Genomic DNA, 26,394 nt, shown 5'->3' on the forward strand with positions numbered 1-26,394 from the left:
GGCCCGGCCCGGCGTGGGGGGCCGGGCCGGACCCCGCAGGAGGCGGGTCAGGGGGTGAGGGTCCAGCGCTGGGCGGCGGCGCCCGTGCAGGCGGCCCGGGTGAGCCGGGTCCCGTCGGCGGTGCCGGACCCGGCGGGGGCGAGGCACTGGCCGACGGTACGGAGGCTGCCGTCGGGGGCGGTCTGCCACTTCTGGCCGGGGCCGGCGCCGCAGGTCTGGACGGTGACCTTCGCGGGGTCCGTGCCGTCGAGGCAGACCCCGGCGAGGCCGGTGAGGCGGCCGTCCGGGCGCAGCGTCCAGCGCTGGTTCGGGCCGCCGTGGCAGGAGTACAGGGTGGGTTCGGTGCCGGGGGTCGTGGCGCTGTGCGGGAGGTCCGCGCAGCGCCCGGAGGCGGCGTTGACGAGGGTGGCGTCGGCCGGGAGGGGGGCCGGCCTGCCGGTGAGGGTGAGTTCGGCGACGCTGGTCCACGGGCCGCGGCCGCCCGCCTCGGTCAGGGCCCTGAGGCGGAGGTAGCGGCCGGTCCTGGGGGCGAGGGTGACGGTCCGCGCGGCCGGGGTGTCGGCGAAGGTGCCGGTGGCGGCCGGGGTGCCCCAGTCGGTGGTGGTGTCCGAGACGTGGACCTCGTAGGCGCCGATCCTGCCGTTGGTCCCGCCGTCCTGGCGGGGCAGGTAGCCGAGTCCGTCGACGGTGTGGCGGGCTCCGAGGTCGAGGACGATCTCGTGCGGCAGGGCGGCGGGGGTGCCGGAGGACCAGGCCGTGTGCCAGAAGGTGGCCGGGTCGCCGTCGAAGGCGTTGGCGGCGGCGCCGTTCTCGGCCGTGGTCTCCTGGCTGTCGGCGGAGACCAGGCTCCACCCTGCCCGGTCCAGGGGCGGCGAGGAGACCGGGACGGGTTCGGCCGCCGGGACGGTGACTCCGGTGGCGGTGACGGTGAAGGCCCCCGCCTTCGTACCGGTCTTGACCCACAGGACGCCCGCGCGGTCGGCCGGGTCGAAGAACCAGCCCGTCGCGGCGGCGTCGTAGGCGCTCTTGGTGGTGAGGCGGGTCAGCGGGGTGCCGTCCGCGGTGAGGGCGCCGGGGGCGGAGGCCACGTGGAGGCTGAACTCGTAGCCGCGGGAGGCGGGTTTGCCCCGGTAGCTGCCGGTGGGGGCGCCGACGGAGACGGTGACCGTACCGGATCCCGTCGCGGGGGCGGTGACGTCCACGCGCTGGCGGGCGTAGGCGCCCGATTCGTGGGCCCGGGTGAGGCCGTCGTCCTCGTAGAGGCTGAAGGTGGAGGCGCCGCGGGGGTGAATGTCGTAGGTGAGGGTGGAGACCGGCTTCTCCCCGGTGTGGTTCATCTGCGGCCACATCGGGACGATCGCGCCGCCCTTGACGAACAGCGGCAGGGTGTCGAGGGGGGCGCTGTAGCCGTTCAGCCAGCCGGGTCCGGCGTACGTCCTGCCCGTCCAGTAGTCGGTCCAGGTGCCCGCGGGCAGGTAGATGCCGTCGCGCACCGCGGTGTCGGAGACGACCGGGGCGACGAGGAAGGAGTCGCCCGCCATGAACTGGCCGCTGGTGGCGTTGCCGCGGGCCACCGGGTCGTCGGGGTACTCCAGGACCATGGCGCGCGTGCTGGGCACCCCGCTCTCGTGGGCGACGCGGCTCATCGTGTACAGGTAGGGCATCAGCCGCATCTTCAGCTGGAGGTACTTGCGGTTGACGGAGAGGTACGGCTCCGCGAACCGCCAGGGCTGCTTGTCCTGGTAGCCGGCCGAGGGGTTGGTGGCGCCCCAGCCGGACATGGTCATGAAGGCGGGGGTGAAGGCCTTCCACTGGAGGTCGCGGACGTACGTCTTGGGGCTGCCGCCGAAGATGCCGTCGACGTCACCGGCGGCGTAGTTGAGGCCGGACAGTCCGGCGCCGGTGATGGCGGGGACGTGCCAGCGCATGTCGTCCCAGGTGCCGTGGGTGTCGCCGGTCCAGACGACGGCGTTGCGCTGGGTGCCCGCCCAGCCGTCGACCGTCCAGACGTACCGGCGGGCGTCGGAGTTCTTCTCGATGCCCTCGACCGCCTGCCGCACCCCGTCGAAGGCGTACTTGTAACCGCTGCCGATCCAGGCGACGTCGGTCTTGACCCCACGGCTGCCGGCCGTGCCCACCTCGTCGGCGATGGAGCCGAGACCGGTGGAGGTCCACAGGCCGGTCTGGAAGCCCTTGGCCTTCAGGGCGTCGACGGTGGACTTCAGGGGCTTGGTGTAGCCGCACCCGTAGCCGTCGTTGGGCAGGAACCAGCCCGAGGGCATGTCGGCGGCACGGGCGTCGGCCGCGTACCCGACGACGTCGGGGGTGGTCTGGTGACGGAGGCGGCCGTGGTCGCCCTGGTAGTCGGGGTTGGAGGCGTTGAAGCAGTCGGCGTTGCCGAGTTCGAAGCCCCACTGGGGTGCCATGAAGGGTTTGCCGCTGACGTCGGTGTAGGCGTCGAGGACGGACTTGAGGGAGGTCCCGGTGAAGTACCAGGCGTCGAAGCGGTTCTCGTCGTGGGTGAGGGCCGTGGGCGCGTCGAAGGCGTACGAGCCGGGGGCCCAGGTGTTGCGCATGACGCCGTAGCCGTTGGTGGACATGTAGAAGGGGGCGGGGCTGGCGTTGTCGTTCTCGCGCCACTTGTTGTCGACGGCGACGGGGACGGTCTTGCCGCGCAGCGCCCATTCGCCGAGCCGCAGGCCGGTGCCGTAGAACTGTTCGTCGGCTCCCCGCGCGAGGTACTGGGTGGTCTTGCCGCCGCCCCAGGTGGTGGGCCGCGTCTCCTGCCAGACGAGGGTGGAGTCGTCGGCGCGGTAGACCGAGAACCGCAGGGGCGACTTCTCGACGTGGATGGACAGCGCGCCGGTGGTGATCCGGTAGTGGGTGCCCGCGTCCGAGTAGGCGGTGTCCACCGGGCCGAAGTCGGTGGTGGGCGCCAGGTCGGAGCCGGCCGGATCGTCGGTGAAGGAGCCGTCGGGCGACAGCCAGAGCCGGAAGACGTCGGCACGGGCGACGGTCACGCGGGCCTTGGCCCCGCTGGACGTGCTGACGGTGAACGTGCCGCCGGCCCGGGTGAAGCCGGTGACCGTCCCGGCGGTCGCGGCCGGTGCGCTCGCGCCCGTCGGCGGGGCGGATCCGGCGGCGCGCGCGGTGGCCGGTCCGGCGGCGGCGAGGCCCGCGACCGCGAGGGCGGCGGCGAGCAGCGCCTTGAGCGGGGACCGCAGGACCCGGCGGGCGGGGGTCGCGCGCGGGTGGCCGGTGCGGCGGGCGGGTGGGGGGTCGTGCCGGTCGCGCCTCGTGCTCGGTGTCATGGGGCAGCTCCTCGTGCGGTCCGGATCGCGGACACACCTCTTTGGCATGCTCCCGGCAACATAGCGGTCCCGGCGCTCCGTTTGAAGGAAGTTGCTCGAAGTCGTCGCCTACCACGCAGCTTTGAGCACCGCACGGCCCGTGCGCACACAACACGACGCCCCCGGCGCGCCGTTGCGGCGGCCTGCCGGGGGCGAGGGCGGACCGGCCCGTCAGCCGGTGGTGACGCGGATCTTGGACTGGCCGTGGCCGAGGCGCTCCCAGTCCTCCATGAAGCGGGCCTTCAGTCCGTGCTTGGCCGCCAGGTCGACCAGGGTCTGCGTGCGGTAGTAGAAGTCCTCGCGCAGGACCTGGTGTTCGGTGCCCTCGGTGCGGTCGAAGGTGAAGTCGAACCAGCCGCCCGGCGCCAGTACCCGCCCCACGTGGGCGAGGCACTCGTCGATGATCCCGATCGGCGAGTGGGAGAAGACGCTGTGCGCGTGCACCACGTCGAAGTGGTGGTCGGGCAGGAAGTCCAGGGTCAGGTCCTGGGTGATGGTGAGGTGCGGCAGCTTGTCCTGGAGTCCGCGCCCGGTCAGGGTCTGCTTGGCGGCCATGAGGATGTCGGGCGAGATGTCGATGCCGTAGTAGTGGCCCGTCTCCAGGTGCTCGATGAACCGCCAGCCGGCCCGCAGGTTGCCGCAGCCGATGTCGAGCATGCGGTGCCCGGGCGTCAGGCCGTGCTCCGTCAGGTAGTCGAACTGCATCTTGCCGAGCGCCAGCCAGCGGTCGTGGGTCTGGCTGCCGACGGCCGCCTCCGGATTGCGGCCGGTGTCGGAGGCCATGACGGCCCGGTAGTAGCCCACGTGGTCGGGGTGCTTGAAGCGCAGCCAGCTGTCGCGGGCGGCACGCCGCACGTAGGGGGCGATGCGGGTCGGGTTGCCCAGCGCGTAGCGGACCTTGTGGGCGACGCTGGCGCGGTCGGCGGTCAGGTTCTTCTTGGTGGCCATGAGGGGTCCCCCCTGGGGTACGGAGAAGAGGTGCGGAGAAGACCTGCGGTGGCTGTACGGGCGGCGCGGGGCGCCCCGTACGGCGGCGGTCGGTCCGTACGGAGGTCAGGCCGTACGGCGGTAGGTCGTACGGAGGTCAGGCCGTACGGCGGCGCAGGACGGTCAGGGTGACGGCGATCAGGACGGCCGCCAGGCCCAGGTAGAGCGCGGTGTCGATCCACTGGAAGGTCCAGAAGTCGCCGCTGGGATAGACCTTGTGGAAGCGGCTGACGAACCCGTGCTCCTCCATGCACAGCCGGGCCTCCTCGCCGGAGGTGCGGCACACGTCGTTGATGGAGAACTCCCGGCCGTCCGGCGTGAGGTAGCCGAACTCGCCCGTGGACCAGGCGCTGCCGACGCGCCGCTTCGGCGTCATGCCCGGGGTGATCCTGGTCTCCGGGTCGATCCAACTGGTCCGGAAGAAGGTCATGGCCAGCATGACCGTGCCGATCACGCCGAAGGCCGCCCCCATGGCCGGCAGGACCTTGCGGGCCAGCAGTCCGGCGAGGGTTCCGGCGGCGAGCGCGAACAGGGCGCCGGCCAGCGGGGCCGGGCCGGTCGCGTTGTAGATCGCGGCGTCGTGCCAGTAGGGACCGTCGAGGGTGTTGGCGATGGGCAGCCAGTACCAGGCGACGAGGGCCGCGACGACCGCCGAGGCCAGGACGGCGAAGAGGGCCGCGAGGCCGAAGCGGGCGGCGAACCAGCCGCGCGGGCCGACGCCCTGGGTGAGGGCCACCTTGAAGGTGCCGCTCTCCAGCTCCCGGCCGATGAGCGGGGCACCCCAGAACACGCCGATGAGGGCCGGGACCGCCAGGCCGAGCGTGCCGAGCATGCGGATGCGGCCGGTGTTCTCGTCCATGATCTCGAAGGTGGCGGGGCCCTCGCACTCGCCGTTCCAGCCGGGGCAGGGCACCCACCCGTACTCCTCGATGAGCTGCACCATCCCGGAGCGCTGGTACGCCACCCACACCGCGCAGCCGACGAGCAGGAGCGTACCGGCCAGGATCAGCAGCCGCTGCTGGCGCCAGGCCAGCCAGAGCGCGCCCTTCATGCGGCCGCCTCCGTCTTCTCGGTGGGGTGGGCGGCGGGGCGCGGAGCGCGCAGGTGTGCGAGCAACAGGGTTTCCAGGGAAGGGGTTTCGGCGATCCAGCGGTCACCGGGGACGAACGGGTCCCCTGGAGGCGTCCGGACGAGGGCGGTGACCTGACGGCCGCTGGCGGCGGCGTGCACGACGGCACGGCGGTCGAACGAGCGGGGCAGGCCGTCGGCTTCCATCGGGTCGGCGCGGCCGGTGAGCCAGGCGTGCCCCTCGCAGAGCTCCTGGACGTCCCCGGCCAGCCGGACGCACCCCCGCTGGAGGAGGACCACGTGGTCGCAGACGTCCTCCATCTCGGCCAGGACGTGCGAGGACATCAGGATGCCGGTGCCGCGTTCGGCGGCCTCCGCCATGAGCAGGGACATCACCTCGTGCCGGGCGAGCGGGTCGAGGTCGGCGAGCGGCTCGTCCAGCAGGAGCAGGTCCGCGCGCTTGCCGAGGACCAGGGACAGGGCGACCCTGGTGCGGTTGCCGCCGGACAGGGAGCCGATCCGGGCCCGGAAGGGGATGTCCCCCTGGCGTACGAGCCGTTCGGCGGCGGACTGGTCCCAGTGGCGCGGGTTGAGTCTGCTGCCCATGTGCAGGGTCTCCTCGACGGTGAAGCCGGGGTAGAGCGGCTTCTCCTGCGCGAGGTAGGCGGTGCGGCGGCGGGCCTCGGGGGTGCCGGGGGCGGCACCGAAGACGCGTATCTCGCCGCCGGACGGGCGCATCAGGCCCGCGGCGAGCTGGAGCAGCGTGCTCTTGCCCGCGCCGTTGGGGCCGACGAGCGCGGTGATGCGGCCCGGGGGCAGCTCCACGTCGCACCCGTGCAGGGCCGGCCTGCCGCCGAACTCCCGCCCGAGGCCCGTCGCCCGTAGTGCCGGAGCGTGGGTCGGATCGCTCACGCCGTTTCCTCTCTCGACGGACCGGGCCCCTGGGGCCCGGAGGTGCTGAAGCTTTCGTCCACGGTCGCCGCGATGAGCGCCGTGATGTCCTCGCGGCCGAGTCCCGCCTCGCGCGCCTGGAGCATCCAGGCGGCCAGGGCGAGGCGCAGCGGCGAATCGGCCGCCGCCCCGGGGTGGGACAGGGACCGGCGCACGAAGGTGCCGGCGCCGGGGCGCGGCTCGACGAGCCCTTCGCGCTCCAGCTCCCGGTACGCCTTCAGGACGGTGTTCGGGTTGATGGCGGTCGCCGCGACCACTTCACGGGCCGTCGGCAGCCGGTCGCCCGGTTCGAGCACACCCAGGCGCAGCGCCTGCTTCACCTGGGTGACGAGCTGCAGATAGGTGGCTACGCCGCTGCGACGGTCGACTCGGAATTCCATCAGCTCCACCTCATTCCACTAACACGTTAGTGGAATAGTGCAGGGTGGAGGCGGGCCCGTCAAACGGCGCGGAGTATGACCGAACCGTCACAGGCTCCGAAGGGTGGAACGCGCAGGCCGCGAGGCACATCTAGGGGTTCGGCGGGCCCTGACGCGGGACCCGCCGACGAGTCGGCGAGAACCGGCCGGCCGACGCGCGAGCGGCCGGGCCGGGTGTGAGCAGCAAGGTGGGGCGCTGGAATGAAGGCGGAAACGGTGGCGGGCGAGGCGACGGCGGCCGGTGGCGACGGAACGCCGGAGGGCGGGAACGCCGTTCCGGCCCCGGACCCGGCCCTGCGGGACACCACCACAGGGGGGACTCCGGAGGACCGGGCGGAGGACGCCGCGGGCGTGCCCGGTTCCGGGGACGGGAAGCGGATCGCTCCGGGCGGGGACGAGCCCGTACAGGACGCCGCCGCGGGCGGGGGCGAGTCGGCTCCGGAGGACTCCGATACGGACTCGGACGCGGACGCGGACGCGCCGGAACGCGCGGACGAGGGCGCGCCGGCCGGGGAGGCCGAAGCGGACGTCGAGGCGGACGTCGAAGCGAGCGCCGGCGCCGAGGACCCGGCCGAACTTCCGTCGGGCGACGACGAGTCCGCGGCGGCGGGCGAAGCCCCCCGCGAGGCTGCGCCAGCAGCCGGGCCGAGCGGCACCGCGGATGACGACGACGCGGACGACGGCGAAGCGGACGGGGGCGCACCGGCCGGGCCCGACGCCGGGTCGGAAGCCGGTGCGCCGCGGCCGGCACAGGACCACGCGCCGGACGACGCCCCGGCCAACGCCACGGAGGCGGAAGAGGCCGACGCGACGGACGAACCCTCCTCGACGACCGCGGCCGGCACCGAACCGGGCGACGACGCAGGCGACGCGGACGACCGGGACGACGCGAACGGCGCAGGCGACTCGGACGGCGCGGACGACCCGGACGACGGCACCGCAGCGCCCGAGGCAGGAGCCGGCGCCGGTCCCGACGCCGATGCGGGAACCGGTACGCCGGACGCCGCCCCGGCCGCACCCACGGCGGAGGACGCGCCCGACGATGCGGACGAACCCGCGGAGGAGGCCGGAGCCGCCACCGCGGCGGCGGCAGACGCACCGGCCGGAGCCGCGCCGGGCGAAGGCGCTGCCGCCGGCACCTCCGTACGCCGGACCCCGTCCTGGGCCAAGCCCGACGCGGAGCGCGGGGCGCCGGAGCCGGCCCGGGACCGCACCCCGGACACCGCCTCCGGCGGGCCCCGCGAGGCCGACGCCGCTGCCGGGCCGAAGGGCGGTAAGACGGGGGCCGACCGGACCGGGGCCGGTGACGAGTCCGATGCCGAGCGGACCAGTACGTTCGTCGCGCTCAAGGACCCCGGCAGGCCCGCACCCGTGGCCGTCGCCGCGCGGCCCGTCGCGGAGCCGCCCGTGGTGGAGCCGACGCGGGAGGCGCCGCTGCCTCCGCTCGACCTGCTGGCCGAACTGACCAACACCGCTCCCCCGCCGGAGACCACGCGCCGCACGCTCACGCGCCGCGTCAAGGTGTGGACGCCGATCCTGCTCCTGCTCGCCGCCGCCGCCACCGGGGCCCAGCTGATGCGTCCCCTCCCGGCGCCGCAGCTCGTCGCCGGGTCGACGACGTACACCCTGGAGGGGACCACCTCGATCCCCTGGCCGGCGAAGGGCCAGGCGGCGGTGCGCGTCCCGGGCTCCGGAGAGATCGGGACCTTCGGCGAGCAGAAGCCCATGCCGACGGCCAGCGTGGCGAAGGTGATGACGGCCTACGTCATCCTCAAGGAGCACCCGCTGCGCAAGGGCGAACCGGGGCCGCGCATCGAGGTCGACGCCAAGACGGTGGCCGACGGCAACTCCGACGACGAGTCGCGGATCGAGGGGCTGACCGCGGGGACGACCTTCAGCCAGCAGGACATGCTGAAGATGCTGATGATCCCCTCCGCGAACAACATCGCCCGCCTGCTGGCCCGTTGGGACTCGGGCAGTGACTCGACGGACGCCTTCGTCGCGAAGATGAACGCCGCCGCCAAGGAACTCGGCATGAACGACACCACGTACACGGATCCCAGCGGCCTGGACTCCGGGACCGTCAGCACCGCGGCCGACCAGCTCAAGCTCGGGGAAGCGGTCATGAAGGAGGAGGTGTTCCGTGCGATCGTCGCGCTTCCCAGCGCGACCATCGAGGGCCTGCCCAAGCCGATCGAGAACAACAACAGCAGCCTGCTGCTGTCCAACGGGCTGAGCATCAAGGGCATCAAGACCGGGTCGAGCACGCCCGCCGGCGGCACCCTGCTGTGGGCGGCCTACAAGACGGTCGGGGACGAAACCCCGCTGATCCTGGGCGCGATGATGGAACAGCGCGTCGACGGCCCGGACCCGAACGCCTTCAAGGCCCTCGGGTTGGTGAAGGAGAACAGCCGCAAGGTGATCGAGGCCGTCCGTACGGCGCTGACCTCGGCGCCGGTGATCCGCAAGGGCCAGGTCGTGGGCCACGTGTCGGACGGCCTCGGCGGGTCGACGCCGCTGGTGGCCACGAAGGACCTCAACGTGATAGCCGTACCGGGCCAGCAGCTGCGGCTCTCGCTCGGCCCCGGCACGAAGCCCGTGCCGCACGAGGCGAAGGCGGGCACCGCGGTCGGTGTCCTCACCGTGGGCGAGGGCGCGGGCGCGAAGTCCGTGCCGGTCGCGGTCGAACGCGCCCTGACCGGGCCGTCGTTCGGAACCCGGGTGACACGCCTGTCCTGAACCCCGTTCCACCCCGGCCGTCCGGCCGGCGCCACACCCCCGGGCCCCGTCCGGGCCGGCCTTCGCGGGCCGCCCGGGCGGGGCCTACGCGTTGGCGATGACCAGCAGGGTGCGGGCCGCGGCCTCGCGCCCGCCCAGCCCGCAGCGGTGCGGTACCTCGCCGCGGTGGTGGGCGCTCTGTCCGGCGCGCAGGACGAGCGGCTCCTCGCCCTCGACCTCCAGGACGATCTCCCCCTCCAGGACGTAGAGGAAGTCCTCCCCCGGGTGTTCGAACCAGCCGCGTTCGCCCTGCCCCGGTTCGAAGTGGTGCTCGTAGGCCTCCATCAGGCCGCTGCGCCCGCCCGGGATGAGCACCTGGGCCACCTGTCCGGCGGCCTCGCTCACGCGGATGACCTGCGGGTCGCTCTCGTGACTGACGACTCCGGGCCGGTCCGGGGGCCGCAGGAAGGTCCCCGGTGTCACGTCGAGGGCCTCGGCGATCCGGTAGATCGAGCTGAGGCTGGGCGTGGCCAGGCCGCGTTCGAGCTGGCTGAGGAAGGGCTGCGACAGGCCCGATCGGGTGGCCAGTACGGCCATGGAGACGCGGCGGGCGGTACGGCAGCCGCGGATCGCCCGGCCGACCTCGATCGCTTCGGGCGTGGGTTCTGGTCGAGACACGCAGGTGAACGTACCCCATCGCCGATCGGGGGCCCGGGGCTCCCCGGGGAGGTTTCGCACCGCTGCAACACCCCGTTCATAAGCGTGGTCAATTATTGACCTCACTTATGAACGACGTGGTCGACGCGGCCAACGTGGTCGACGCGGTTCAACGAAGGAGTCTTCGCGTGCAAGCCACCCCCTCGCCCACGGGCCGGGCCCTCGGCCGGCTCGGGCCCGCCCTGGGCGCGGCCGGCGCGGTGCTCGCCCTCTGGTCACTGGCCGCCTGGTCCGGCGCGGTGGCCCCGGGGCTGCTGCCCACCCCCGCCGAGACGGCCGCGGCGCTCGTCGAGAGCGCCCGCAGCGGGGTACTGGCCTCCGACCTGGGCGCGAGCCTGGCCCGCGCGGGCCAGGGGTTCGCCCTGGGCTCGCTGATCGGCGGCGCCCTCGGTTTCGCCACGGGGTACCTGCCCCGGCTGTCGGCCGCCGTGACTCCGGTGGTCTCCTTCCTGCGGCCCATCCCGGCCATCGCGCTCGTACCGCTGGCGACGGCCTGGTTCGGCATCGGCGAGAGCGCCAAGCGGTTGCTGATCGCCTACGCCGTCCTGCTCGCCGTCTGGCTGTACGTGCACGACGGGGTGTCCCGCGTACCGGTCTCCCACCTGCGGGCGGCCCGCTCCCTGGGGCTCCGCTGCACCGGCGCTTCACCGAGGTGCTGCTCCCGGCCGCCGCCCCCGCCCTGCTCGCCGCGCTGCGCTACGGGGCCTCGGTGGCGCTGCTGGCCCTGGTCGCCGCCGAACTGGGCGGTGCGGACAGCGGACTGGCGTACCGGCTCCAGGTCGACGGCCAGTTCCTGCGGGTGGACCGGATGTTCGCGGGGCTGATCGTCCTCGGACTGCTCGGGGTGGCCGCCGATCTCGTACTCGCCGCCGTGGGCCGCCGCTTCGTCCACTGGAGCGCGTCATGAGCCTGACGGTACGGCTGGAGGGCCTGTCGGCCGGCTACGCGAACACCCCCGTCCTGGAACCCACGGACCTGGAGTTCCCCGCGGGGTCGTTCACCGCGCTGCTCGGACCGAGCGGGTGCGGGAAGTCCACGGTGCTGAACACGGTGGCCGGGTTCGTCCGCCCGGCGGCGGGCCGGGTGACGGCCGGCTCCGCGACCGTGGAGGGGCCGGGTCCGGACCGGGGGGTGGTCTTCCAGCACTACGCCCTGTTCCCCTGGCGCACGGCCCGCGGGAACGTCGAGTTCGCCCTCAAGCGCCTCGGGCTGACACGCGCGGAACGCCGCGAACGGGCCCTGGCCGCGCTGGCGGAGGTCGGACTGGCCGACGGAGCGCACAAGTACCCGGCGCAGCTGTCCGGCGGCATGCAGCAGCGCGTGGCGCTGGCCCGCGCCCTGGCCGCGCGGCCCGAAGTCCTGCTGATGGACGAGCCGTTCGGCGCCCTGGACGCGCTGACCCGGACCCGGATGCAGGACCTGCTGCGGGAGCTGTGGCGGCGCAGCGGCACCACCGTGCTCTTCGTGACCCACGACATCAACGAGGCGCTCGCGCTGGCCGAACGGGTCGTCGTCCTCGGCGGCTCGCCGGGCCGGGTGCTGGCCGATCACCCGGTCGAGCCCGGCCCCCCGGACCCGGACCTGCGCAACCTGATCGCCCGCCACCTCGGCGCCGCCTGACGGGGGGCCATGCCCTCGGGCGGCATCCGCCGAACCGGGCGGGCCGCCGTCCCGACCGTCCACGTCCCCCGGCCCTCCGTGTCCCCGCCTTCCCGACCGGGTCGCCTTCCGACCGGGCCCGGCGCCCTGCCGTCCCGGCCGACCCCGGACCCACCCCAGGCCACACCCCGACTCACCGGCATCCCCCTCAGCACACCCCCGACCGCCCCCCTTGGAAGGATCCCGACCCATGCCCAGACCCCGCGCGGTGGCCGCCGTACTGCTGGCTGCCCTGCTCTGCGCGTTCAGCACCGCCTGCGGCGGCGCTCCCGCCGGCCCCGACACGTCCGGCGGGCGACTCGCCGTGACCGTGGCCGGCAGCGACCACCTCGGCGGCGCCCCCGTCCACATCGCCGAGGAACGTTCCCTGTGGGCCGCCGAGGGCGTCGACGCCACGGTCACCACCCTGCCCACCGGCCGGGACGCCCTGAACGCCGTGCTCGGCGGCCAGGCGCAGCTCGGCATCGTGGGCGACCTGCCCGCCGTGACGGCCGCGCTGAGCGGGCGCGACGTACGCGTGGTCGCCGACCTCTCGCGGTTCTCCGACTGGCGGCTGCTGACCGCCACCGACCGCGGGATCACCGGCTTCGCCTCGCTGCGCGGCCGCAAGGTGGGCGTCCCCCGGGGCACCAACGTCGAGTACGCGCTGAGCCGGATGCTCGCCTCGGCGCAGCTGACCGCCGCCGACGTGACCGTGGTCAACCTGACCCCCAACCAGGTCGCGGCGGCGCTGGCCCGCGGCGACGTCGACGCCGGCGTCACCTTCCCCAGCTTCTACGACGCCGCGCGCACCGCCCTCGGCGACCGCTACGCCGAACTGCCCTTCACCGGCTACACGGCGCGGACCCTGCTGGTCGCGGGCCCCTCGGCCAGCGACGAGGCCGTCACGGCGGTCCTGCGTACGGTGCTGCGCGCCCAGCGGGCGTCGGCCGAAGACCCCGCCGCCGCCCGGGCGGCCGTGGTGGCGCAGTCCAAGGGCGCGCTCCAGGCGGGGTACGTCGACGCCTTCCAGCCCCGGTACGCGTACGGCGCGAGCCTGTCCCCCGAGCTGCTGACGCAGCTGACGGACGAGGCCGCCTGGGCGAAGGCCACCCAGTCCCTGCCCGGCGACGCCGACCGGGCGTCCCTGCTGAAGCGGCTGCGCCCGGGCCCGCTGAAGGCCGCCGACCCGTCCGCCGTCACCGTCGGCTGACCTCCCGCACGACGGTGTCCCACCGACCACCACCCACGACCCGTTCACCCCACGCCCCACAGGAGCCCTTCATGACCGTCGACCAGAACACCCTGCGCCGGCGCGGCACCGGCCTGCGCGCCCACGATCCCGAGCGCAGCCACGGCGGCTACACGCTCTACACCCCGATCACGGGGGACGGCGAGATCCACCTCGTCGACATCGAGGGGCGGACCGCCCACACCTGGAACTCCCCGCACCCGCCCGGCCGGCAGGCACAGCTCCTCCCGAACGGCAACCTCTTCTACGCGGCCAAGGACACCTCCGGGCCGACGCTCTTCCCGATCTGGGACGTCTACCACGGCGGCATCTTCCAGGAGCTCGCCCCCGACTCCACGGTGCTGCGCGAGGTCCGGCACCCCTTCCACCACCACGACGCCTCCGTCCTGCGGAACGGCAACCTGCTCGTCACGGTCGTGGAGCCGCTCTCCCCGGCCGACGCCGCCCGCATCCGCGGCGGCATCCCCGGCTCGGAGGCGCCGGGCGGGGTGATCTACGGGGACGTGGTGTACGAGCTGACCTGGGAGGGCGAGACGGTGTGGCGCTGGGCGGCCATCGAACACCTCGACCCCGAGGAGGTTCCGCTGAACCCGCACTTCGCGCGCGAGCACTGGCCAATGGCCAACACCGTCAACGAACTCGCCGACGGCGGGATCGTGGTGGGCTTCCGCAGCGCGTCGACGACGGTGGCCGTCGACCGTGCCGACGGCTCGGTGCGCTGGCGCATCGGGCCCGACGTACTGGCCCAGCAGCACCATCCCCACGAGCTGCCGGGCGGCACCATCCTGGTCTTCGACAACGGCACGTACCGCGACACGACGTCCGTGCCGTACTCGCGGGTGCTGGAGCTGGACCCGGTCACGGGCAAGGAGGTGTGGTCGTACGAGGACAACCCGCCGCAGAACTTCTACAGCCCGTACATGTCGAGCGCGCAGCGGCTGCCGAACGGGAACACCTTCATCGCCGAGGGGTCCTTCGGGCGGCTCTTCGAGGTGACCCCCGAGGGGGACGTGGTGTGGGAGTTCGTGGTCCCGGAGTTCGGTTCGTTCAGCCGGGGCACCGGCCTGGAGTCCTCGCGCGGCGCCCAGAACTCGGTGTTCCGCGCCTACCGGTACGGGGCGGAGCAGATCCCCTGGCTCTGAACGGCGTACGGCCGGTCCCCCCGCTCCCGGCTGCCCGGGGAGGGGGACCGGCCGTGCCGGTGTGGCTGCGTCAGTTGTTCGAACCCACGGTGTTGTCGTGACCCGCGTTGAAGACGTCGTCCGCGGCGAACTGGAACCAGTCGCCGAAGACGAGGGTGTAGTTGTTGCCTTCCGGAACGGTCACGGTCACGTCGGCGCTCGCGACGGAGGCGCCGCCGAAGACGAGGGCGCCGGCGGCGAGGACCGTGAGGACGGAGCGGACAGATCGCATGGATCCACCTTTCGAAAGGGAGGGGGCAAGCACCGAAGGTAGGCAACGGCGGCCCGGCTGTCCCGGCGCCCGACCGCGCGGGCGCGAGTCCCATCCGAATGGACCAGCCGCGCGGACCGGCCTGCCGACCGGCGTACGGACCGGCCTACGGCCTCCCGGCGGGCGGTGGCCGGAAGCAGCCCCACGGAGGTGAACGCGGGGCTACGGGCTGGTAACTTGCGCGGGTTGATCAAGGCCGGGGGGCCCGGTTGCACCCTGCCGCCCGGCAGAGCCACCCCCCGAGCAAGGAACCACATTGGCCCGCACCGTCCGCACGACGGCCCTCGCCTTCGTACTGTCCGCCGCGCTGCTGCCCGCGGCCCCGGCCTTCGCCGCCGACGCCCCCGCACCCCACCTGGACGCCGTGGAGCAGACCCTGCGCCAGGTGTCCCCCGGCCTGGAGGGCTCCGTCTGGGAGCGCACCGCCGGGAACCGGCTGGGCGCCTCCGCGCCCGGCGGCGCCGACTGGCTGCTCCAGACGCCCGGCTGCTGGGGCGACCCCACCTGCACCGACCGGCCGGGCACCCGCCGGCTGCTCGACAAGACGCGGGAGGACATCTCCAAGGCCCGCCAGAGCGTGGACATATCGACGCTGGCCCCCTTCCCCGACGGCGCGTTCCAGGACGCGATCGTGGCCGGGCTGAAGGAGGCCGCGCAGCAGGGCAACCGGCTCCAGGTCCGCGTCATGGTCGGCGCCGCGCCGATCTACCACGCCAACGTGGTGCCGTCCTCGTACCGCGACGAGCTGGTCACCCGGCTCGGCCCGGACGCCGCGAACATCACCCTCAACGTGGCGTCGATGACGACCTCGAAGACGGCGTTCTCCTGGAACCACTCCAAGCTGGTCGTCGTGGACGGCGAGTCGGTGATCACCGGCGGCATCAACAGCTGGAAGAAGGACTACCTCGACACCGCGCACCCGGTGAGCGACGTCGACCTGGCGCTGTCCGGTCCGGCGGCGGGTTCCGCCGGCCGGTACCTGGACACCCTGTGGGACTGGACCTGCCGCAACAAGGGGAACTGGAGCTGGAGCGCCGCCTGGTTCGCCTCCTCGAACGGCGCCGGCTGCCTCCCGACCCTGCCCCGGCCCGCCTCCCCGCCCGCGGGCGGTGACGTTCCCGTCCTGGCCGTCGGCGGTCTGGGCGTGGGCATCCGGCAGAACGACCCCGCGTCGGCGTTCCGCCCCGCCCTGCCGACGGCCCCCGACACCAAGTGCGGCATCGGGCTGCCCGACCGGACCAACGCCGACCGGGACTACGACACGGTCAACCCGGAGGAGAGCGCACTGCGCGCCCTGGTGGCGAGCGCCACCGAGCACATCGAGATCTCCCAGCAGGACGTCCACGCGACCTGCCCGCCGCTGCCCCGCTACGACGTCCGGCTGTACGACGTGCTCGCCGCGAAGCTGAACTCCGGGGTCAAGGTGCGCATCGTCGTCAGCGACCCGGCGAACGGGGGGCTGGTCGGCAGCAACGGCTACTCGCAGATCAAGTCCCTGTCGGAGGTCGGCGACGCGCTGCGCGGCCGGCTGACGGCACTGACCGGTGACGAGGGCCGCGCGAAGGCCGCGATGTGCCAGAACCTCCAGCTGGCGACGTTCCGCTCCTCGGACAGCCCGACCTGGGCGGACGGCAAGCCGTACGCCCAGCACCACAAGCTGGTCTCGGTGGACGACTCGGCCTTCTACATCGGCTCGAAGAACCTGTACCCGTCCTGGCTCCAGGACTTCGGCTACATCGTCGAGAGCCCGGCCGCGGCCCGCCAGCTCGCGACCGGCCTGCTGGCACCGCAGTGGCGCTACTCCCAGGCCACGGCGACGTACGACCACACCCGAGGCCTCTGCGCTCCCTGACCACCGAGCAAGCGCTAGCGCTTGCGCTGGGACGGGGTGTTCAGGAGGAGGGCTTCGGACACCAGGCGGGCGCCCCGGGACAGCCGGGACAGCTGCTCCAGTTCGATCGCGTACATCCTGATCGTGTTCTCGATGACCGCCTCGGCCACGCCCATCGTGGGCAGGTCGGCCCGGCTGGTGTGCAGGGCCACGCGCACCGCGCGCATCTCGTGCTGGAGCTGGAGCTGTACGTGGCGGGCGAGGAGGGCGTGGTGACGGGTCAGGGTCAGGTAGCCGCCGTAGCGGGCCGGGAGGAGGTCGCGCAGCCATCGGGTGGCCGTGCGTTCCCAGTCGTGCGTGCCGGGGCTCTTGACCTGCAGGGGCCAGTCCGGGCTGCGCGTGAGGGTGGCCGTCTGGGACATTCTCGTCACTTCCGAGTGGTGTCGAACTCTGATCGAGACAGTGCTGGGGCGGCCTCGGCCCAGGGGTTGACCGAGGCCGCCGGGGCGCCCTGCGGGATCCGAAAGCCTGACTCGACACCCGGTCGCGCCGTGAGGAGGAGCGGCGTACTGGGTGTCCGGTTCGAGGGAGACGTGGGGACGTCCCCCTTGGCATCTGATGGATCCGGAGCGCCGCCGTCAGTAAACATATATACCGTCGAGTAAGCAAGAGTATGAAAAATTTCATGCACCTGCGGGCTCTGAATATTTCCGGTCCGTTCACGGTACGCGCGGTGCGGGAACGGGCCCGGAGACGAAGCCCTAGAGGAAGAATCCGTGCTGGTCGGCGACCTGCTCGTACTGTTCCAGCCGGGCCTGGGTCCGTTCGGGATCCGCGTCGGCCATCGCCTGGAGCAGGGCCGCCGACAGCATGCCGGGGGCCGCGTACGAGTCGAAGACCAGCCGCGAGCCCGTACCGGCCGTCAGCGCCACTTCCGCCTCGTCGACCAGGGGCCCCAGGGTCGGGTCGGTGATCAGGACCACGCGCAGGCCGGTGCTGCGGGCCGCCCGCAGGGCCGCGAGGGTCTCGTTGGCGTGCCGCGGCATGGCGAAGGCCAGCACCCAGGTCCCGCCCGCCGCCCGGGACTGCAGGAGGGCGTCGTACGCGACGCTGCCGCCCCGGGTGACCAGGCGGACGTCGGGGTGGATGCGGCGGGCCGCGTAGGCGAAGTACTCCGCGAGGGAGACCGAGATCCGCAGGCCCAGCACGGTCAGCGGGACGGAGCGGGCCAGCTCGCGGCCGATGTCGAGGACCTGGTTGGTGTCGGCGAGCAGCCGGCGCACGTTCTCCAGGTTCTCGATCTCGGCGTCCACGGCGGCCTGGAGCTCGTTCTGGCGGATCTGTTCCCGGCTGTCCGGGGTCCCGGCGACGGCGCTCAGCGCGATCGGCTGGAGGACGTCGCGCAGGGCCGGGTACCCGCTGAACCCGAGGGAGGCGGCGAAGCGGGTCACGGAGGGCTGGCTCACACCGACCCGCTCGGCGAGCTCGGTGATCGACAGGAACGCCGCCTCGGTGAGGTGGTCGATCAGGTACTGGGCGATCCGGCGCTGCCCCGGGGACAGCCGGTGGCCGTCGAAGAGCGCGAGGAGGCGGTCGGCCGGCGGCCTGACCTGCTCCGTCGCCCGTCCGCCCGGCGTGATCGCAGCCGCCTGGGCGCGTGCCTGCTGCCCCGATGACACCGGCGGGCCTCCTTCTCACGTCACTCGTGTTCCAACATAGCCCACGCTCCGTGTCCGGTGATCAACTCCCTGGTCGGACGACCGCCGCGCCCGCAGGCGCGGCGGCCCCCGCTCAGGCGGCGGGCCGGGTGCCCCCGGGGCGGCCCGAGCCACGGGTGAGGGAGTACCCGAAGACTCCCGCGAGGGCCGCGAGCACGCCTCCGGCGGCCGTCCAGATCCAGCGGTCGGACCACCAGCCGCCGGACCAGCCGTCCTCGGGCGCGCGCACCGCCCGCTGCTCCTCCGACGCGGCGGCGATGCCCGGTACGAGCGGCTCGGACAGCGCCGCGTCGACGGCCACGGCCCCGCCCACGTCCTTGACGTCGGCCTCCACCTGCGCCCGGACCGGCAGGCCCAGGTCCTCCTCGGGCAGTCCGACGACCGTCAGGCGTACGTAGTAGCTGCCCGGCAGGGGATCGTTGGCCCAGGGCTCGGCGCCGGAGCGGACCGTGCGCAAGGTGCACGAGAGCTCCGCCGTCGCGGCCTCCCTGGCCACCGCCCTGGTCTGGGTCCCGTAGGTGCAGGCCTGGCGGCGGCGCAGTCCGTCGTACACGTCCAGCCGCCAGGTGGCCGTGCCGTGCCGCAGCGCCGGCTCGGGCAGGGTCACCGACGCCCGTACGGTGACCCGTTGGCCCGCGTCGGCCGGGAGCACCCAGTACAGGTAGTCGCCCGTGGAGGCGGCGGCCGTGGCGCGCTGGCCGGGGCGGAAGGGGGTCGCGGTGCGGAAGCCGGTGCCGGCCTCGGTCGGGCCGGCGCCGTCCCCGCCCGCGCTCGGGGTGGGGGTCGGGGCGGCGGTGGCCGGGGCCGCGGTGGCGGCCAGGGCGAGTCCGGTGAGCAGGGCGGCGGTCAGTGTGCGTACGGTACGCATCAGTTGGTCCTCCAGACGGAGATGCGCCAGCGCGAGATCCAGCCCCAGACCAGCCCGGCCACGAGGCCGGTCAGCGCGAGCACGGCCAGCAGCCACCAGCCGCGTCCGAGGCCGAAGGCGGCCACGTCGGACGCCTCGTCGGGACCGTCGACCACGTCGATGGTCAGCTCCACGGGCATGCCCGGGGCGGTCTTGACGGCGGGGCCGGCGGAGAAGGAGTTGCTGACCTGGAGGCAGACGGTCTCGGGGGCTTCGGCGGCGTCCCCGTCGGCGTCGTCCAGGGGGGCCTTGGGGTAGCGCAGGCCGGTGGAGACGGCGTCGGTGCGGCCGTCGCCGGACTCCGAGCCCCGGACGATCTCCCGCCCGTGGACGGTCGTCGCGCGCAGCAGGATCCCGTAGTCACGGTTGACGGCGCGGTCGGCGGAGATGCTGACGGAGGCACGCAGTTCCTGCCCGGGGCGGACGTCGACCCGGTACCAGCGGTGCTCGCCGAAGGTCTCCCGGTCGGCGTACAGGCCGGCCCCGAGCTTCGGGGCGTTCTCGCACTGCCGGGCGCCCTCGGTGGCCACCGGGGTGACGACGGGGTCGGCGGCCCGGTCGACGAGTTGCCTGACCCTGCCGGAGAGTTCGGCGGTGTGCTGCACCGAGGTGTAGGTGCCTCCGGTGGCCTCCGCGATGCAGGTCAGCTGGGCGCGGGTCTTGGCGTCCGGCACGAGTCCGAGGGTGTCGATGACGAGGTGGATGCCCTTCGCGCCGATCTCGCGGGCCACTTCGCAGGGGTCGAGCGGCGCGCAGGTGTCCTCGCCGTCGGTGATGAGGACGATCCGGCGGGTGGCGTCGCCGCCCTCCAGGTCCTGCGCCGCGCCAAGGAGGGCGGGGCCGATGGGGGTCCAGCCGGTGGGGGCGAGGGTGGCGACGGCCGTCTTGGCCTCGGTGCGGTTCAGCGGGCCGACGGGGTACAGCTGCGCGGTGTCCTTGCAGCCGAGCGCCTTGTCCTCGCCCGCGTACCCGGCGCCCAGGGTCCTTATCCCGAGCCGGACGTCCTCGGGCACCGCGTCCAGGACCTCGTTGAAGGCCTGTTTGGCGGCGGCCATGCGGGACTGTCCGTCGATGTCGTTCGCCCGCATCGAACCGCTGACGTCGAGGACGAGTTCGACCTTGGGCGGTTCCTTCTTCGGTCCGTCGGCAGCGGCCGCGGCGGCCGGGAACAGCCCCGCGGTGAGGGCGACGAGCAGGCCGCAGGCCCCGGCCGCCAGCCGTTTTGTTGTGATCATCGCCGGATCGTATTGAGGAACCGGCACCAATCCAAAACGGTGCGCGGCGGCCGGTGTTCACCCGCGGCGGCCCGGCGGGGCGGGCCGCGCGGCGCCGGCCACTTACCCGGGCGGGGGTGGGTGGCCGGTCCGCGGCGGTCAGGCCCGCAGCCCCTGCGGGAGGCGGCCGGTGTGGACCACGCCGAGGTGCTGGGTGGCCCGGGTGAGGGCGACGTACAGGTCGCTCGGCTGGAAGTCGGCGGGTTCGGCCACGATCACGGTGTCGAACTCCAGCCCCTTGGCCTGGCGCGGGTCCAGCAGGACCACCGGCCGGGTCAGGTCCGGCTCCTCCCCCGCCCGTACGCCGGGCAGGGCCGCGGCCAGTTCGGGGTGCAGCGGGCGCGGCGCGATCACCGCGAGCCGTCCTTCGGCGGGGGTGGCCTCGCGGACCGCTCCGGCGACGCCGGCGGCGAGGTCGTCCGCCGCCCGCACCCGGGGCGGCACGCCGGTGGAGCGCACCGAGCGCGGCGGCTCGAAGCCGGGCCGGTGGGCGCGGAGCACGGCGGCGGCCACCTCCATGATCTCGGCGGGCGTACGGTAGTTGACCCCGAGGCGTACGCGCTCCCAGCGGGAGCCCACGTACGGTTCGAGGATCTGCCGCCAGGAGCCGCAGCCCGCTTCGTCGCCGGTCTGGGCCGGGTCGCCGACGAGCGTCATGGACCGGGTGGGGCAGCGGCGCATGAGCAGGCGCCACGCCATCTCGGACAGTTCCTGCGCCTCGTCGACGATGACGTGCCCGAAGGCCCAGGTCCGGTCGGCGGCGGCCCGCTCGGCGGCGGTGCGGTGGTCCGCCTCTTCCTGACGCTCCGCCATGCGCTGGGCGTCGATGATGTCGTGGGCGGCGAGGTACTCGTTCTCGGCGTCCTCGAACTCGTAGGAGTCCGAGCCCTGGGAGAGGTCGAGGACCCCCTGGGCGTAGGCGACGCGCTCCAGCCGGTCGCGTTCCTCGGCGGCCCGCCGGGCGGTGTCGTCGAAGCCGAGGAGTTCGGCGGCCTCGTCGAGGAGCGGGACGTCGGCGGGGGTCCAGTCGCCGCCGGTGCGCCGGATCAGGTCGGCGTCCCGGGCCGGGAGGTGGGTGGGGTCGGCGAGGAACTCGGTGATCAGCCGGCCGGGGGTGAGCGGGGGCCAGAGGGTGTCGATGGCCGCGTGCACCTCGGCGCTGGTGGCGATCTCCTTGCCGAGCTGCGCGACGTCGTCCGGGCCGAGGAGGTTGGGGCCGCCGTAGGGGTCGGCGCCGAGCCGGTCGGCGAGCTGCGCGGTGAGGGCGTCGATGACGGCGAACGCGAAGTAGGGGCGTGCCGGGTTGTGGGGCAGGCCGGTGGCACGGGCCCGGTCACGGGCCGCGTGGGCCATGGTGCGGTCGAGCAGGAGGGTGCCGTAGTCGTCGTGGTCGATCTCCAGCGCGGGTTCGGGGACGACGGCGCTGTCCTCGCCGCTGCCCGCGGGGATGCCCTCGGGCAGGGTCTGGCGGTCCGCGACGACGCGGGCGAGGACCTCGGCCATGGCCGCGCGGCCCTTCACCTCGGCGGCGCCGGGGCGTTCGGTTCCGGTCGCGTGGACGCCGGGGAACAGGTCGCCGGGGGAGGCGAGGAGGACGCCGGTCTCTCCGAGGGAGGGCAGCACCTCCCCGATGTAGCCGAGGAAGGCGGGGTTCGGGCCGACGATGAGCACGCCGCGCCGGGCGAGGAGTTCCCGGTGGGCGTAGAGGAGGTAGGCGGCGCGGTGCAGGGCCACGGCCGTCTTGCCGGTGCCCGGACCGCCCTCCACGACCAGGACCCCCTGGTGCGGTGAGCGGATGACGCGGTCCTGCTCGGCCTGGATGGTCCGCACGATGTCGTGCATGCGGCCGGTCCGGGCGGCGTCGAGGGCCGCGAGGAGGACGGCGTCCGCGTCGGTCCCCTCGTAGCCGGTGCGCTCGGTGTCGGTGAGGTCGAGGATCTCGTCGTGCAGGGCGGTGACCGTGCGGTCCCGGGTGGTGATGTGCCGGCGGCGGCGCAGCCCCATGGGGACGTGCCCGGTCGCCAGGTAGAACGGGCGTGCCCTTTCGGCCCGCCAGTCGAGTACGAGGGGAGTGCGTTCGGCGTCGTCCTGCCTGATGCCGATGCGGCCGATGTGGTGGTCGCGGCCGTCGGTGAACTCCAGACGGCCGAAACAAAGACCGTGCTCGGCCGAGTTCAGGGCGGAAAGCAGCCCGGATTGTTCGGCGACGAGGACATCGCGTTCCAGGCGCGCCTGATATCCGCTGCCGCCTGCCTTCAGGGCGGCCCGAACAGCACGTTCGGCCTGGTCCCGCATGTCTTCGAGGCGCGCGTACAGCCGGGTGATGAATTGCTGCTCGTTTTCACGTTCCGTGTTTGACAATTCCGCTCCCGACGCGATACGATGCCTCTACAACACTTCTTCACGCCCTCTTTCGAGGATGACGTGAAACATCGAATATACTCAGGCACACACCCCGGACGTCAATTCGTCCGGGGATATTTTTTTGCGCCATGCTGCCGCCCGGTGGCGCGCTGGCCCGCAGTAGTCTTGCGGGATGACGACGCACAAGACCGTCGATGTGAACGTTGACGCGATGATCGAGGACCTCAGGACACTCGTCGAAACCGAGTCCCCCTCGCGCGACCACGACGCGCTGGCCGCATCGGCCAAAGCGGTCGCCGCCCTCCTCGACGAGCGTCTCGGCGGGCACGCCGTCCTCGTCGAGAGCGAAGCCGGACCCCACGTCCACTGGTCCGGCGGCGGCACCCCCCGCGTGCTGATCCTCGGTCACCACGACACGGTGTTCCCGCTCGGCACCCTCGAACGGCGCCCCTTCACCGTCGCCGACGGGCACGTCACCGGCCCCGGCGTGTTCGACATGCTGGGCGGACTCGTCCAGGCCGTACACGGACTCGCGACGCTCGACGACCTCTCGGGCGTCGAGGTCCTCGTGACCGCCGACGAAGAGGTCGGCTCCCACTCCTCGCGCGCCCTCATCGAAGAACGGGCCCTGGCCTGCGGCGCCGTGCTCGTCTTCGAGGGCGCCGCCGACGGCGGCGGCCTCAAGACCGGCCGCAAGGGATGCGGCACCTTCCAGGTCGCCATCGCCGGCCGGGCCTCGCACGCCGGGCTCGAACCCGCCGCCGGGATCAACGCCCTCGTCGAAGCGGCCCACCAGGTACTGGAGATCGCGGCGCTCGGCCGGCCCGCGATCGGCACGACCGTCACCCCGACCGTCGCCGCCGCCGGAACCCTGGACAACGTCGTACCCGCCGAGGCGACCGTCGTCGTCGACGTCCGGGTGGAGTCCGCCGACGAGAAGGAACGGATCGAAGCCGCCTTCGCGGCCCTGACCCCGCACCTCGACGGGGCGCGGATCACCGTCCAGGGTGGCGTCGGACGGCCCCCCATGCCCGAGTCGGCCTCGGCCGAACTCTTCGCGGTGGCGCGGCGACTGCTCCCCGGCATCGAGGGCAGGGCCGTCGGCGGCGGGAGCGACGGCAACTTCACGGCCGCACTCGGAGTACCCACCCTCGACGGCCTCGGAGCGGTCGGCGGCGGAGCCCACGCCGACCACGAGTACCTGGTCATCGCCTCCATGGCCGAACGGGCCCACCTCGTCGCCGGCCTGGTGAACGCGATCCGCGACGCGCGGAAGTGACGGGGACGTCCGGGGGCCCGAAGACCGCAGATACGTCCCTTCTCCCGTGGAGCCGCCCATGACCGTCCGCCGCGTCGTACCCAACGTCCGTTCGGAAGCCGTGCCGGAGAGCCGGGAGTTCTACGGCCTGCTGGGCTTCGAGGAGGTCATGAACCTCGGATGGATCATGACGCTGGCGTCCCCCTCCAACCCGTCGGCGCAGATCAGCCTGATGGCCGAGGAGGACAGGACCGCGCCCGTCACGCCCGACATGAGCGTCGAGGTGGACGACGTGGACGCGGCCTACGCCGCCCTGCGCGACAGCGGGGCGGAGATCGTCCACCCCCTTCAGGACGAGGAGTGGGGAGTGCGCCGGTTCTTCGTGCGCGACCCCAACGGCCGCGTGGTCAACGTCCTGGGCCACCGCTGACCGCAGCCCCACCCCCGCCCCACCCCCGCCCCGGCCGGACGGACGCGCCGTCCGGCGGGGGCCGGTCCGGTCCGGTCGGGAAGCGACCTCGCGTCACATGCGGCGGTTCGTCCCGTTTCTCCTAGCATGGGCGTCCCGTCCCGGCAGTCGCACCGAGGAGAGGCATGTCCCGAGCACACCGGTCCGCCGCCCAGTCCGCAGGCGTGTTCCTCTCGGCGCTGGCGGTCGCGGCCACGCTCGCCGTCCCGGCCTCGGCGGCCCCCGGCGGGCACCGGCTGCCGCCGGCCCACGACCACCCGCACGACCACGGTCACCCCCTCGGAGCGGCGGCGGCCCGCGCCGCCGAGCCCGCCGCCGACGAGGTCGCCCTGCTCGGCGAGGAGCACGCCCGCGCGCACGCCGGGCGGCGCGCGGCCGTCCGGGGCGCCGTGGAGTACCCGCAGACGACCCGCACCGCGAGCCTGGACTCGCTGCGGGCCTCGCAACTGCGGGTCAACGCCTCCTTCACCGCCGCGGAGTCGGGCCGGTTCACGGAGTTCTTCCCCTCCCCCGACTTCGGCGTCCACCTCGCCCAGCTGCCGACCGGCAAGGTGCTGCTCTTCTCCTTCGAACGCGTCGAGACCGACCCCACCAAGGAGACGGGCCCCACCGACCGCATCGGCCCCACCAACGCCGGCCGCGCCTTCCTGTGGGACCCGGCCCGCGGGACGGGCGCCCGCGCCTTCAAGGAGGTCCGGCCCCCGACCGTCCTGATGCCCGACGGCACGCACGCGCCGCGCCCCGCGCCGTTCTTCTGCGCCGGGCACGCCTTCCTCCCCAACGGCATGCTGGCCGTGTTCGGCGGCAACACCGGTGGCAAGGGCGGCAGCGGCGCGAAGCTGTCCTTCGTCTTCGACCCGTGGACGGAGACCTGGTTCCGCAACCGCGACATGGCAGTCGGCCGCTGGTACCCGTCGGTGGTCACGGGCGCGGACGGCCGCCAGATCATCATGTCGGGCCAGTCCGAGCGCGGTACGGGCACCCCGACGCCCGTGGTGGAACGCTTCCCGGCGAAGCGCCTGCCCGTGCCCTGGCGTCCGTACGACATCCCGCTCGACGTCGCCGCCGAGCGGTTCGGGGCGGACGCGCCCTTCAGGAACGACTATCCGCACCTGTTCTCGCTGCGGGACGGCCTGATCTACGGCCTGGGCCGGGACGCCGACCAGCAGTGGCTGTTCGACCCCGTCAAGGAGACCCGCACCGACCTGCCGCGGCGCCCGGCGGACTTCCGCGGCTACGGTTCCGCCGTACCCCTCCCCGCCGGGTTCCGCGGTCCGGACTCCGTGCTCGTCCTCGGCGGCGATCCGCACGACCCGAACACCTACCGGCTGGCGGGAGGACGGTGGACCACGGAGCGACCGCGGGCCTTCGGCCGGACCCAGGACGACACGCTGATCCTCCCGGACGCCACCCTGCTCACCGTCAACGGCGCCCTGAGCACGCGGGACTACGGCAACGGCCCCTTCAACCCGAAGGCCGACCTCAAGTACCGGCAGACCGAACTGCGCGACGCGCGCGGGCACTGGCGGCTCGGGCCGGCCCAGCGCCTGCCCCGCGGCTACCACTCCAACGCCCTGGTCATGCCCGACGGCCGGGTCATGGTCACCGGCGACGAACTCCAGCAGATCGCGAACGACCCCGACGTCCGGGACGCGATGGACGGCAGCGTCGAACTCTACGAACCCGTCTACCTGCACCGGGGTCCGAGGCCCTCGCTCGACCGCGTCCCCGGGCGCGAGCTGGCCCACGACAGCGCCTTCGAGGTCCGCAGCACGAGCGCCGCCTCGGTCAGGCGGGCGGTGCTGCTGGCCCCGACGACGGTGACGCACGCGGTGAACACCAGCCAGCGCCACCTGGAGCTGCGCGTCACCGGGGTGCGGGGCGACACGATCGGGCTGCGGACCCCGCCGTCCGCGGCGGACGCGCCGCCCGGTTACTACATGCTGTTCCTGCTGGACGCGCGGGGCGTTCCCAGCACCGCCAAGTGGGTGAAACTCGGCGTGCGCTGAACCCGCCCGCCG

General features: G+C 73.6%; 21 protein-coding genes. 9 read left to right on the forward strand and 12 right to left on the reverse strand.

Annotated elements, in window-relative coordinates:
- Positions 1 to 47: 47 nt before the first annotated feature.
- From ABZZ17_RS34990 to ABZZ17_RS35010, 5 genes are all read right to left on the reverse strand, one after another.
- Positions 48 to 3,311, reverse strand: a complete 3,264-nt coding sequence (locus tag ABZZ17_RS34990; RefSeq protein ID WP_356882464.1) for a TIM-barrel domain-containing protein — start codon at positions 3,309 to 3,311, stop codon at positions 48 to 50.
- Between the two features lie 210 nt (positions 3,312 to 3,521).
- Entirely contained in the window at positions 3,522 to 4,298 is a 777-nt protein-coding gene (locus ABZZ17_RS34995; protein ID WP_356882466.1) for a class I SAM-dependent methyltransferase, read from the reverse strand.
- Positions 4,299 to 4,434: 136 nt separating this feature from the next.
- On the reverse strand, positions 4,435 to 5,388 hold the full coding sequence (locus ABZZ17_RS35000; protein ID WP_356882468.1) for a transporter: 954 nt from the start codon (positions 5,386 to 5,388) through the stop codon (positions 4,435 to 4,437).
- Complete coding sequence (locus ABZZ17_RS35005; RefSeq protein ID WP_356882470.1) at positions 5,385 to 6,317, reverse strand: ABC transporter ATP-binding protein; 933 nt, start codon at positions 6,315 to 6,317, stop codon at positions 5,385 to 5,387. The genes ABZZ17_RS35000 and ABZZ17_RS35005 overlap by 4 nt, the downstream gene beginning before the upstream one ends.
- Positions 6,314 to 6,736, reverse strand: coding sequence for a GntR family transcriptional regulator (locus tag ABZZ17_RS35010; protein ID WP_356882472.1), 423 nt, complete (start codon positions 6,734 to 6,736; stop codon positions 6,314 to 6,316). Before ABZZ17_RS35010 ends, ABZZ17_RS35005 begins: the two co-directional genes overlap by 4 nt.
- Before the next feature lie 240 nt (positions 6,737 to 6,976).
- Here ABZZ17_RS35010 and ABZZ17_RS35015 point away from each other — a divergent pair, with 240 nt between their 5' ends.
- Positions 6,977 to 9,514, forward strand: coding sequence for a serine hydrolase (locus ABZZ17_RS35015; protein ID WP_356882474.1), 2,538 nt, complete (start codon positions 6,977 to 6,979; stop codon positions 9,512 to 9,514).
- Between the two features lie 84 nt (positions 9,515 to 9,598).
- On the opposite strand, the gene ABZZ17_RS35020 is transcribed toward ABZZ17_RS35015, so the two are convergent.
- The gene (locus ABZZ17_RS35020; protein ID WP_356882476.1) at positions 9,599 to 10,171 is read right to left on the reverse strand and encodes an XRE family transcriptional regulator; all 573 of its coding nucleotides are present in this window, start codon (positions 10,169 to 10,171) and stop codon (positions 9,599 to 9,601) included.
- A gap of 691 nt (positions 10,172 to 10,862) precedes the next feature.
- Here ABZZ17_RS35020 and ABZZ17_RS35025 point away from each other — a divergent pair.
- From ABZZ17_RS35025 to ABZZ17_RS35040, 4 genes are all read left to right on the forward strand, one after another.
- On the forward strand, positions 10,863 to 11,117 hold the full coding sequence (locus tag ABZZ17_RS35025; RefSeq protein ID WP_356882478.1) for a hypothetical protein: 255 nt from the start codon (positions 10,863 to 10,865) through the stop codon (positions 11,115 to 11,117).
- Positions 11,114 to 11,830, forward strand: coding sequence for an ABC transporter ATP-binding protein (locus ABZZ17_RS35030; protein ID WP_356882480.1), 717 nt, complete (start codon positions 11,114 to 11,116; stop codon positions 11,828 to 11,830). The genes ABZZ17_RS35025 and ABZZ17_RS35030 overlap by 4 nt, the downstream gene beginning before the upstream one ends.
- Before the next feature lie 229 nt (positions 11,831 to 12,059).
- Positions 12,060 to 13,061: an NrtA/SsuA/CpmA family ABC transporter substrate-binding protein gene (locus tag ABZZ17_RS35035; protein WP_356882482.1), complete on the forward strand. Its 1,002-nt coding sequence runs from the start codon at positions 12,060 to 12,062 to the stop codon at positions 13,059 to 13,061.
- Between the two features lie 71 nt (positions 13,062 to 13,132).
- The gene (locus ABZZ17_RS35040; RefSeq protein ID WP_356882484.1) at positions 13,133 to 14,242 is read left to right on the forward strand and encodes an aryl-sulfate sulfotransferase; all 1,110 of its coding nucleotides are present in this window, start codon (positions 13,133 to 13,135) and stop codon (positions 14,240 to 14,242) included.
- Positions 14,243 to 14,312: 70 nt separating this feature from the next.
- Here ABZZ17_RS35040 and ABZZ17_RS35045 read toward each other — a convergent pair whose 3' ends face one another.
- Positions 14,313 to 14,513 carry a hypothetical protein gene (locus tag ABZZ17_RS35045; protein WP_356882486.1) on the reverse strand — a complete coding sequence of 67 codons (201 nt, stop codon included), beginning with the start codon at positions 14,511 to 14,513 and terminating at the stop codon, positions 14,313 to 14,315.
- Between the two features lie 295 nt (positions 14,514 to 14,808).
- Here ABZZ17_RS35045 and ABZZ17_RS35050 point away from each other — a divergent pair, with 295 nt between their 5' ends.
- On the forward strand, positions 14,809 to 16,404 hold the full coding sequence (locus ABZZ17_RS35050) for a phospholipase D-like domain-containing protein (RefSeq protein ID WP_356882488.1): 1,596 nt from the start codon (positions 14,809 to 14,811) through the stop codon (positions 16,402 to 16,404).
- A 14-nt stretch (positions 16,405 to 16,418) separates the two neighbouring features.
- Here ABZZ17_RS35050 and ABZZ17_RS35055 read toward each other — a convergent pair whose 3' ends face one another.
- The 5 genes from ABZZ17_RS35055 to ABZZ17_RS35075 all read right to left on the reverse strand — a co-directional run bounded on the left by ABZZ17_RS35055 (position 16,419) and on the right by ABZZ17_RS35075 (position 22,577).
- Positions 16,419 to 16,805: a hypothetical protein gene (locus tag ABZZ17_RS35055; protein WP_356882490.1), complete on the reverse strand. Its 387-nt coding sequence runs from the start codon at positions 16,803 to 16,805 to the stop codon at positions 16,419 to 16,421.
- 339 nt (positions 16,806 to 17,144) lie between these two features.
- The gene (locus tag ABZZ17_RS35060; RefSeq protein ID WP_356882492.1) at positions 17,145 to 18,062 is read right to left on the reverse strand and encodes a MurR/RpiR family transcriptional regulator; all 918 of its coding nucleotides are present in this window, start codon (positions 18,060 to 18,062) and stop codon (positions 17,145 to 17,147) included.
- A 112-nt stretch (positions 18,063 to 18,174) separates the two neighbouring features.
- Positions 18,175 to 18,969, reverse strand: coding sequence for a hypothetical protein (locus ABZZ17_RS35065; protein ID WP_356882494.1), 795 nt, complete (start codon positions 18,967 to 18,969; stop codon positions 18,175 to 18,177).
- Positions 18,969 to 20,243 (reverse strand): VWA domain-containing protein, encoded by a 1,275-nt coding sequence (locus tag ABZZ17_RS35070; RefSeq protein WP_356882496.1) that lies wholly within the window; start codon positions 20,241 to 20,243, stop codon positions 18,969 to 18,971. The genes ABZZ17_RS35065 and ABZZ17_RS35070 overlap by 1 nt, the downstream gene beginning before the upstream one ends.
- A gap of 138 nt (positions 20,244 to 20,381) precedes the next feature.
- Entirely contained in the window at positions 20,382 to 22,577 is a 2,196-nt protein-coding gene (locus ABZZ17_RS35075; protein ID WP_356882535.1) for a UvrD-helicase domain-containing protein, read from the reverse strand.
- A 241-nt stretch (positions 22,578 to 22,818) separates the two neighbouring features.
- Here ABZZ17_RS35075 and ABZZ17_RS35080 point away from each other — a divergent pair, with 241 nt between their 5' ends.
- The 3 genes from ABZZ17_RS35080 (at position 22,819) to ABZZ17_RS35090 (ending at position 26,382) form a co-directional block, all read left to right on the forward strand.
- On the forward strand, positions 22,819 to 23,925 hold the full coding sequence (locus ABZZ17_RS35080) for a M20 family metallopeptidase (RefSeq protein WP_356882498.1): 1,107 nt from the start codon (positions 22,819 to 22,821) through the stop codon (positions 23,923 to 23,925).
- A gap of 58 nt (positions 23,926 to 23,983) precedes the next feature.
- Positions 23,984 to 24,334 (forward strand): VOC family protein, encoded by a 351-nt coding sequence (locus tag ABZZ17_RS35085; protein ID WP_356882500.1) that lies wholly within the window; start codon positions 23,984 to 23,986, stop codon positions 24,332 to 24,334.
- 164 nt (positions 24,335 to 24,498) lie between these two features.
- A complete protein-coding gene (locus ABZZ17_RS35090; protein ID WP_356882502.1) occupies positions 24,499 to 26,382 on the forward strand; it encodes a galactose oxidase-like domain-containing protein in 1,884 nt (627 codons plus the stop codon).
- Positions 26,383 to 26,394: the final 12 nt, after the last annotated feature.

It is taken from the genome of Streptomyces sp. NPDC006512 (genome assembly GCF_040611935.1).
GTDB lineage: Bacteria > Actinomycetota > Actinomycetes > Streptomycetales > Streptomycetaceae > Streptomyces.

What these genes read in the sequence shown, in the direction of transcription:
- ABZZ17_RS35040 (WP_356882484.1), top strand. Translation starts at nt 13,133, where the DNA reads ATGACCGTCGACCAGAACACCCTGCGCCGGCGCGGCACCGGCCTGCGC.
- ABZZ17_RS35030 (WP_356882480.1), top strand. Translation starts at nt 11,114, where the DNA reads ATGAGCCTGACGGTACGGCTGGAGGGCCTGTCGGCCGGCTACGCGAAC.
- ABZZ17_RS35000 (WP_356882468.1), bottom strand. Translation starts at nt 5,388, where the DNA reads ATGAAGGGCGCGCTCTGGCTGGCCTGGCGCCAGCAGCGGCTGCTGATC.
- ABZZ17_RS35055 (WP_356882490.1), bottom strand. Translation starts at nt 16,805, where the DNA reads ATGTCCCAGACGGCCACCCTCACGCGCAGCCCGGACTGGCCCCTGCAG.
- ABZZ17_RS35045 (WP_356882486.1), bottom strand. Translation starts at nt 14,513, where the DNA reads ATGCGATCTGTCCGCTCCGTCCTCACGGTCCTCGCCGCCGGCGCCCTC.
- ABZZ17_RS35035 (WP_356882482.1), top strand. Translation starts at nt 12,060, where the DNA reads ATGCCCAGACCCCGCGCGGTGGCCGCCGTACTGCTGGCTGCCCTGCTC.
- ABZZ17_RS35010 (WP_356882472.1), bottom strand. Translation starts at nt 6,736, where the DNA reads ATGGAATTCCGAGTCGACCGTCGCAGCGGCGTAGCCACCTATCTGCAG.
- ABZZ17_RS35070 (WP_356882496.1), bottom strand. Translation starts at nt 20,243, where the DNA reads ATGATCACAACAAAACGGCTGGCGGCCGGGGCCTGCGGCCTGCTCGTC.
- ABZZ17_RS35080 (WP_356882498.1), top strand. Translation starts at nt 22,819, where the DNA reads ATGACGACGCACAAGACCGTCGATGTGAACGTTGACGCGATGATCGAG.
- ABZZ17_RS35075 (WP_356882535.1), bottom strand. Translation starts at nt 22,577, where the DNA reads ATGCGGGACCAGGCCGAACGTGCTGTTCGGGCCGCCCTGAAGGCAGGC.
- ABZZ17_RS35085 (WP_356882500.1), top strand. Translation starts at nt 23,984, where the DNA reads ATGACCGTCCGCCGCGTCGTACCCAACGTCCGTTCGGAAGCCGTGCCG.
- ABZZ17_RS35090 (WP_356882502.1), top strand. Translation starts at nt 24,499, where the DNA reads ATGTCCCGAGCACACCGGTCCGCCGCCCAGTCCGCAGGCGTGTTCCTC.
- ABZZ17_RS35065 (WP_356882494.1), bottom strand. Translation starts at nt 18,969, where the DNA reads ATGCGTACCGTACGCACACTGACCGCCGCCCTGCTCACCGGACTCGCC.
- ABZZ17_RS34995 (WP_356882466.1), bottom strand. Translation starts at nt 4,298, where the DNA reads ATGGCCACCAAGAAGAACCTGACCGCCGACCGCGCCAGCGTCGCCCAC.
- ABZZ17_RS34990 (WP_356882464.1), bottom strand. Translation starts at nt 3,311, where the DNA reads ATGACACCGAGCACGAGGCGCGACCGGCACGACCCCCCACCCGCCCGC.
- ABZZ17_RS35015 (WP_356882474.1), top strand. Translation starts at nt 6,977, where the DNA reads ATGAAGGCGGAAACGGTGGCGGGCGAGGCGACGGCGGCCGGTGGCGAC.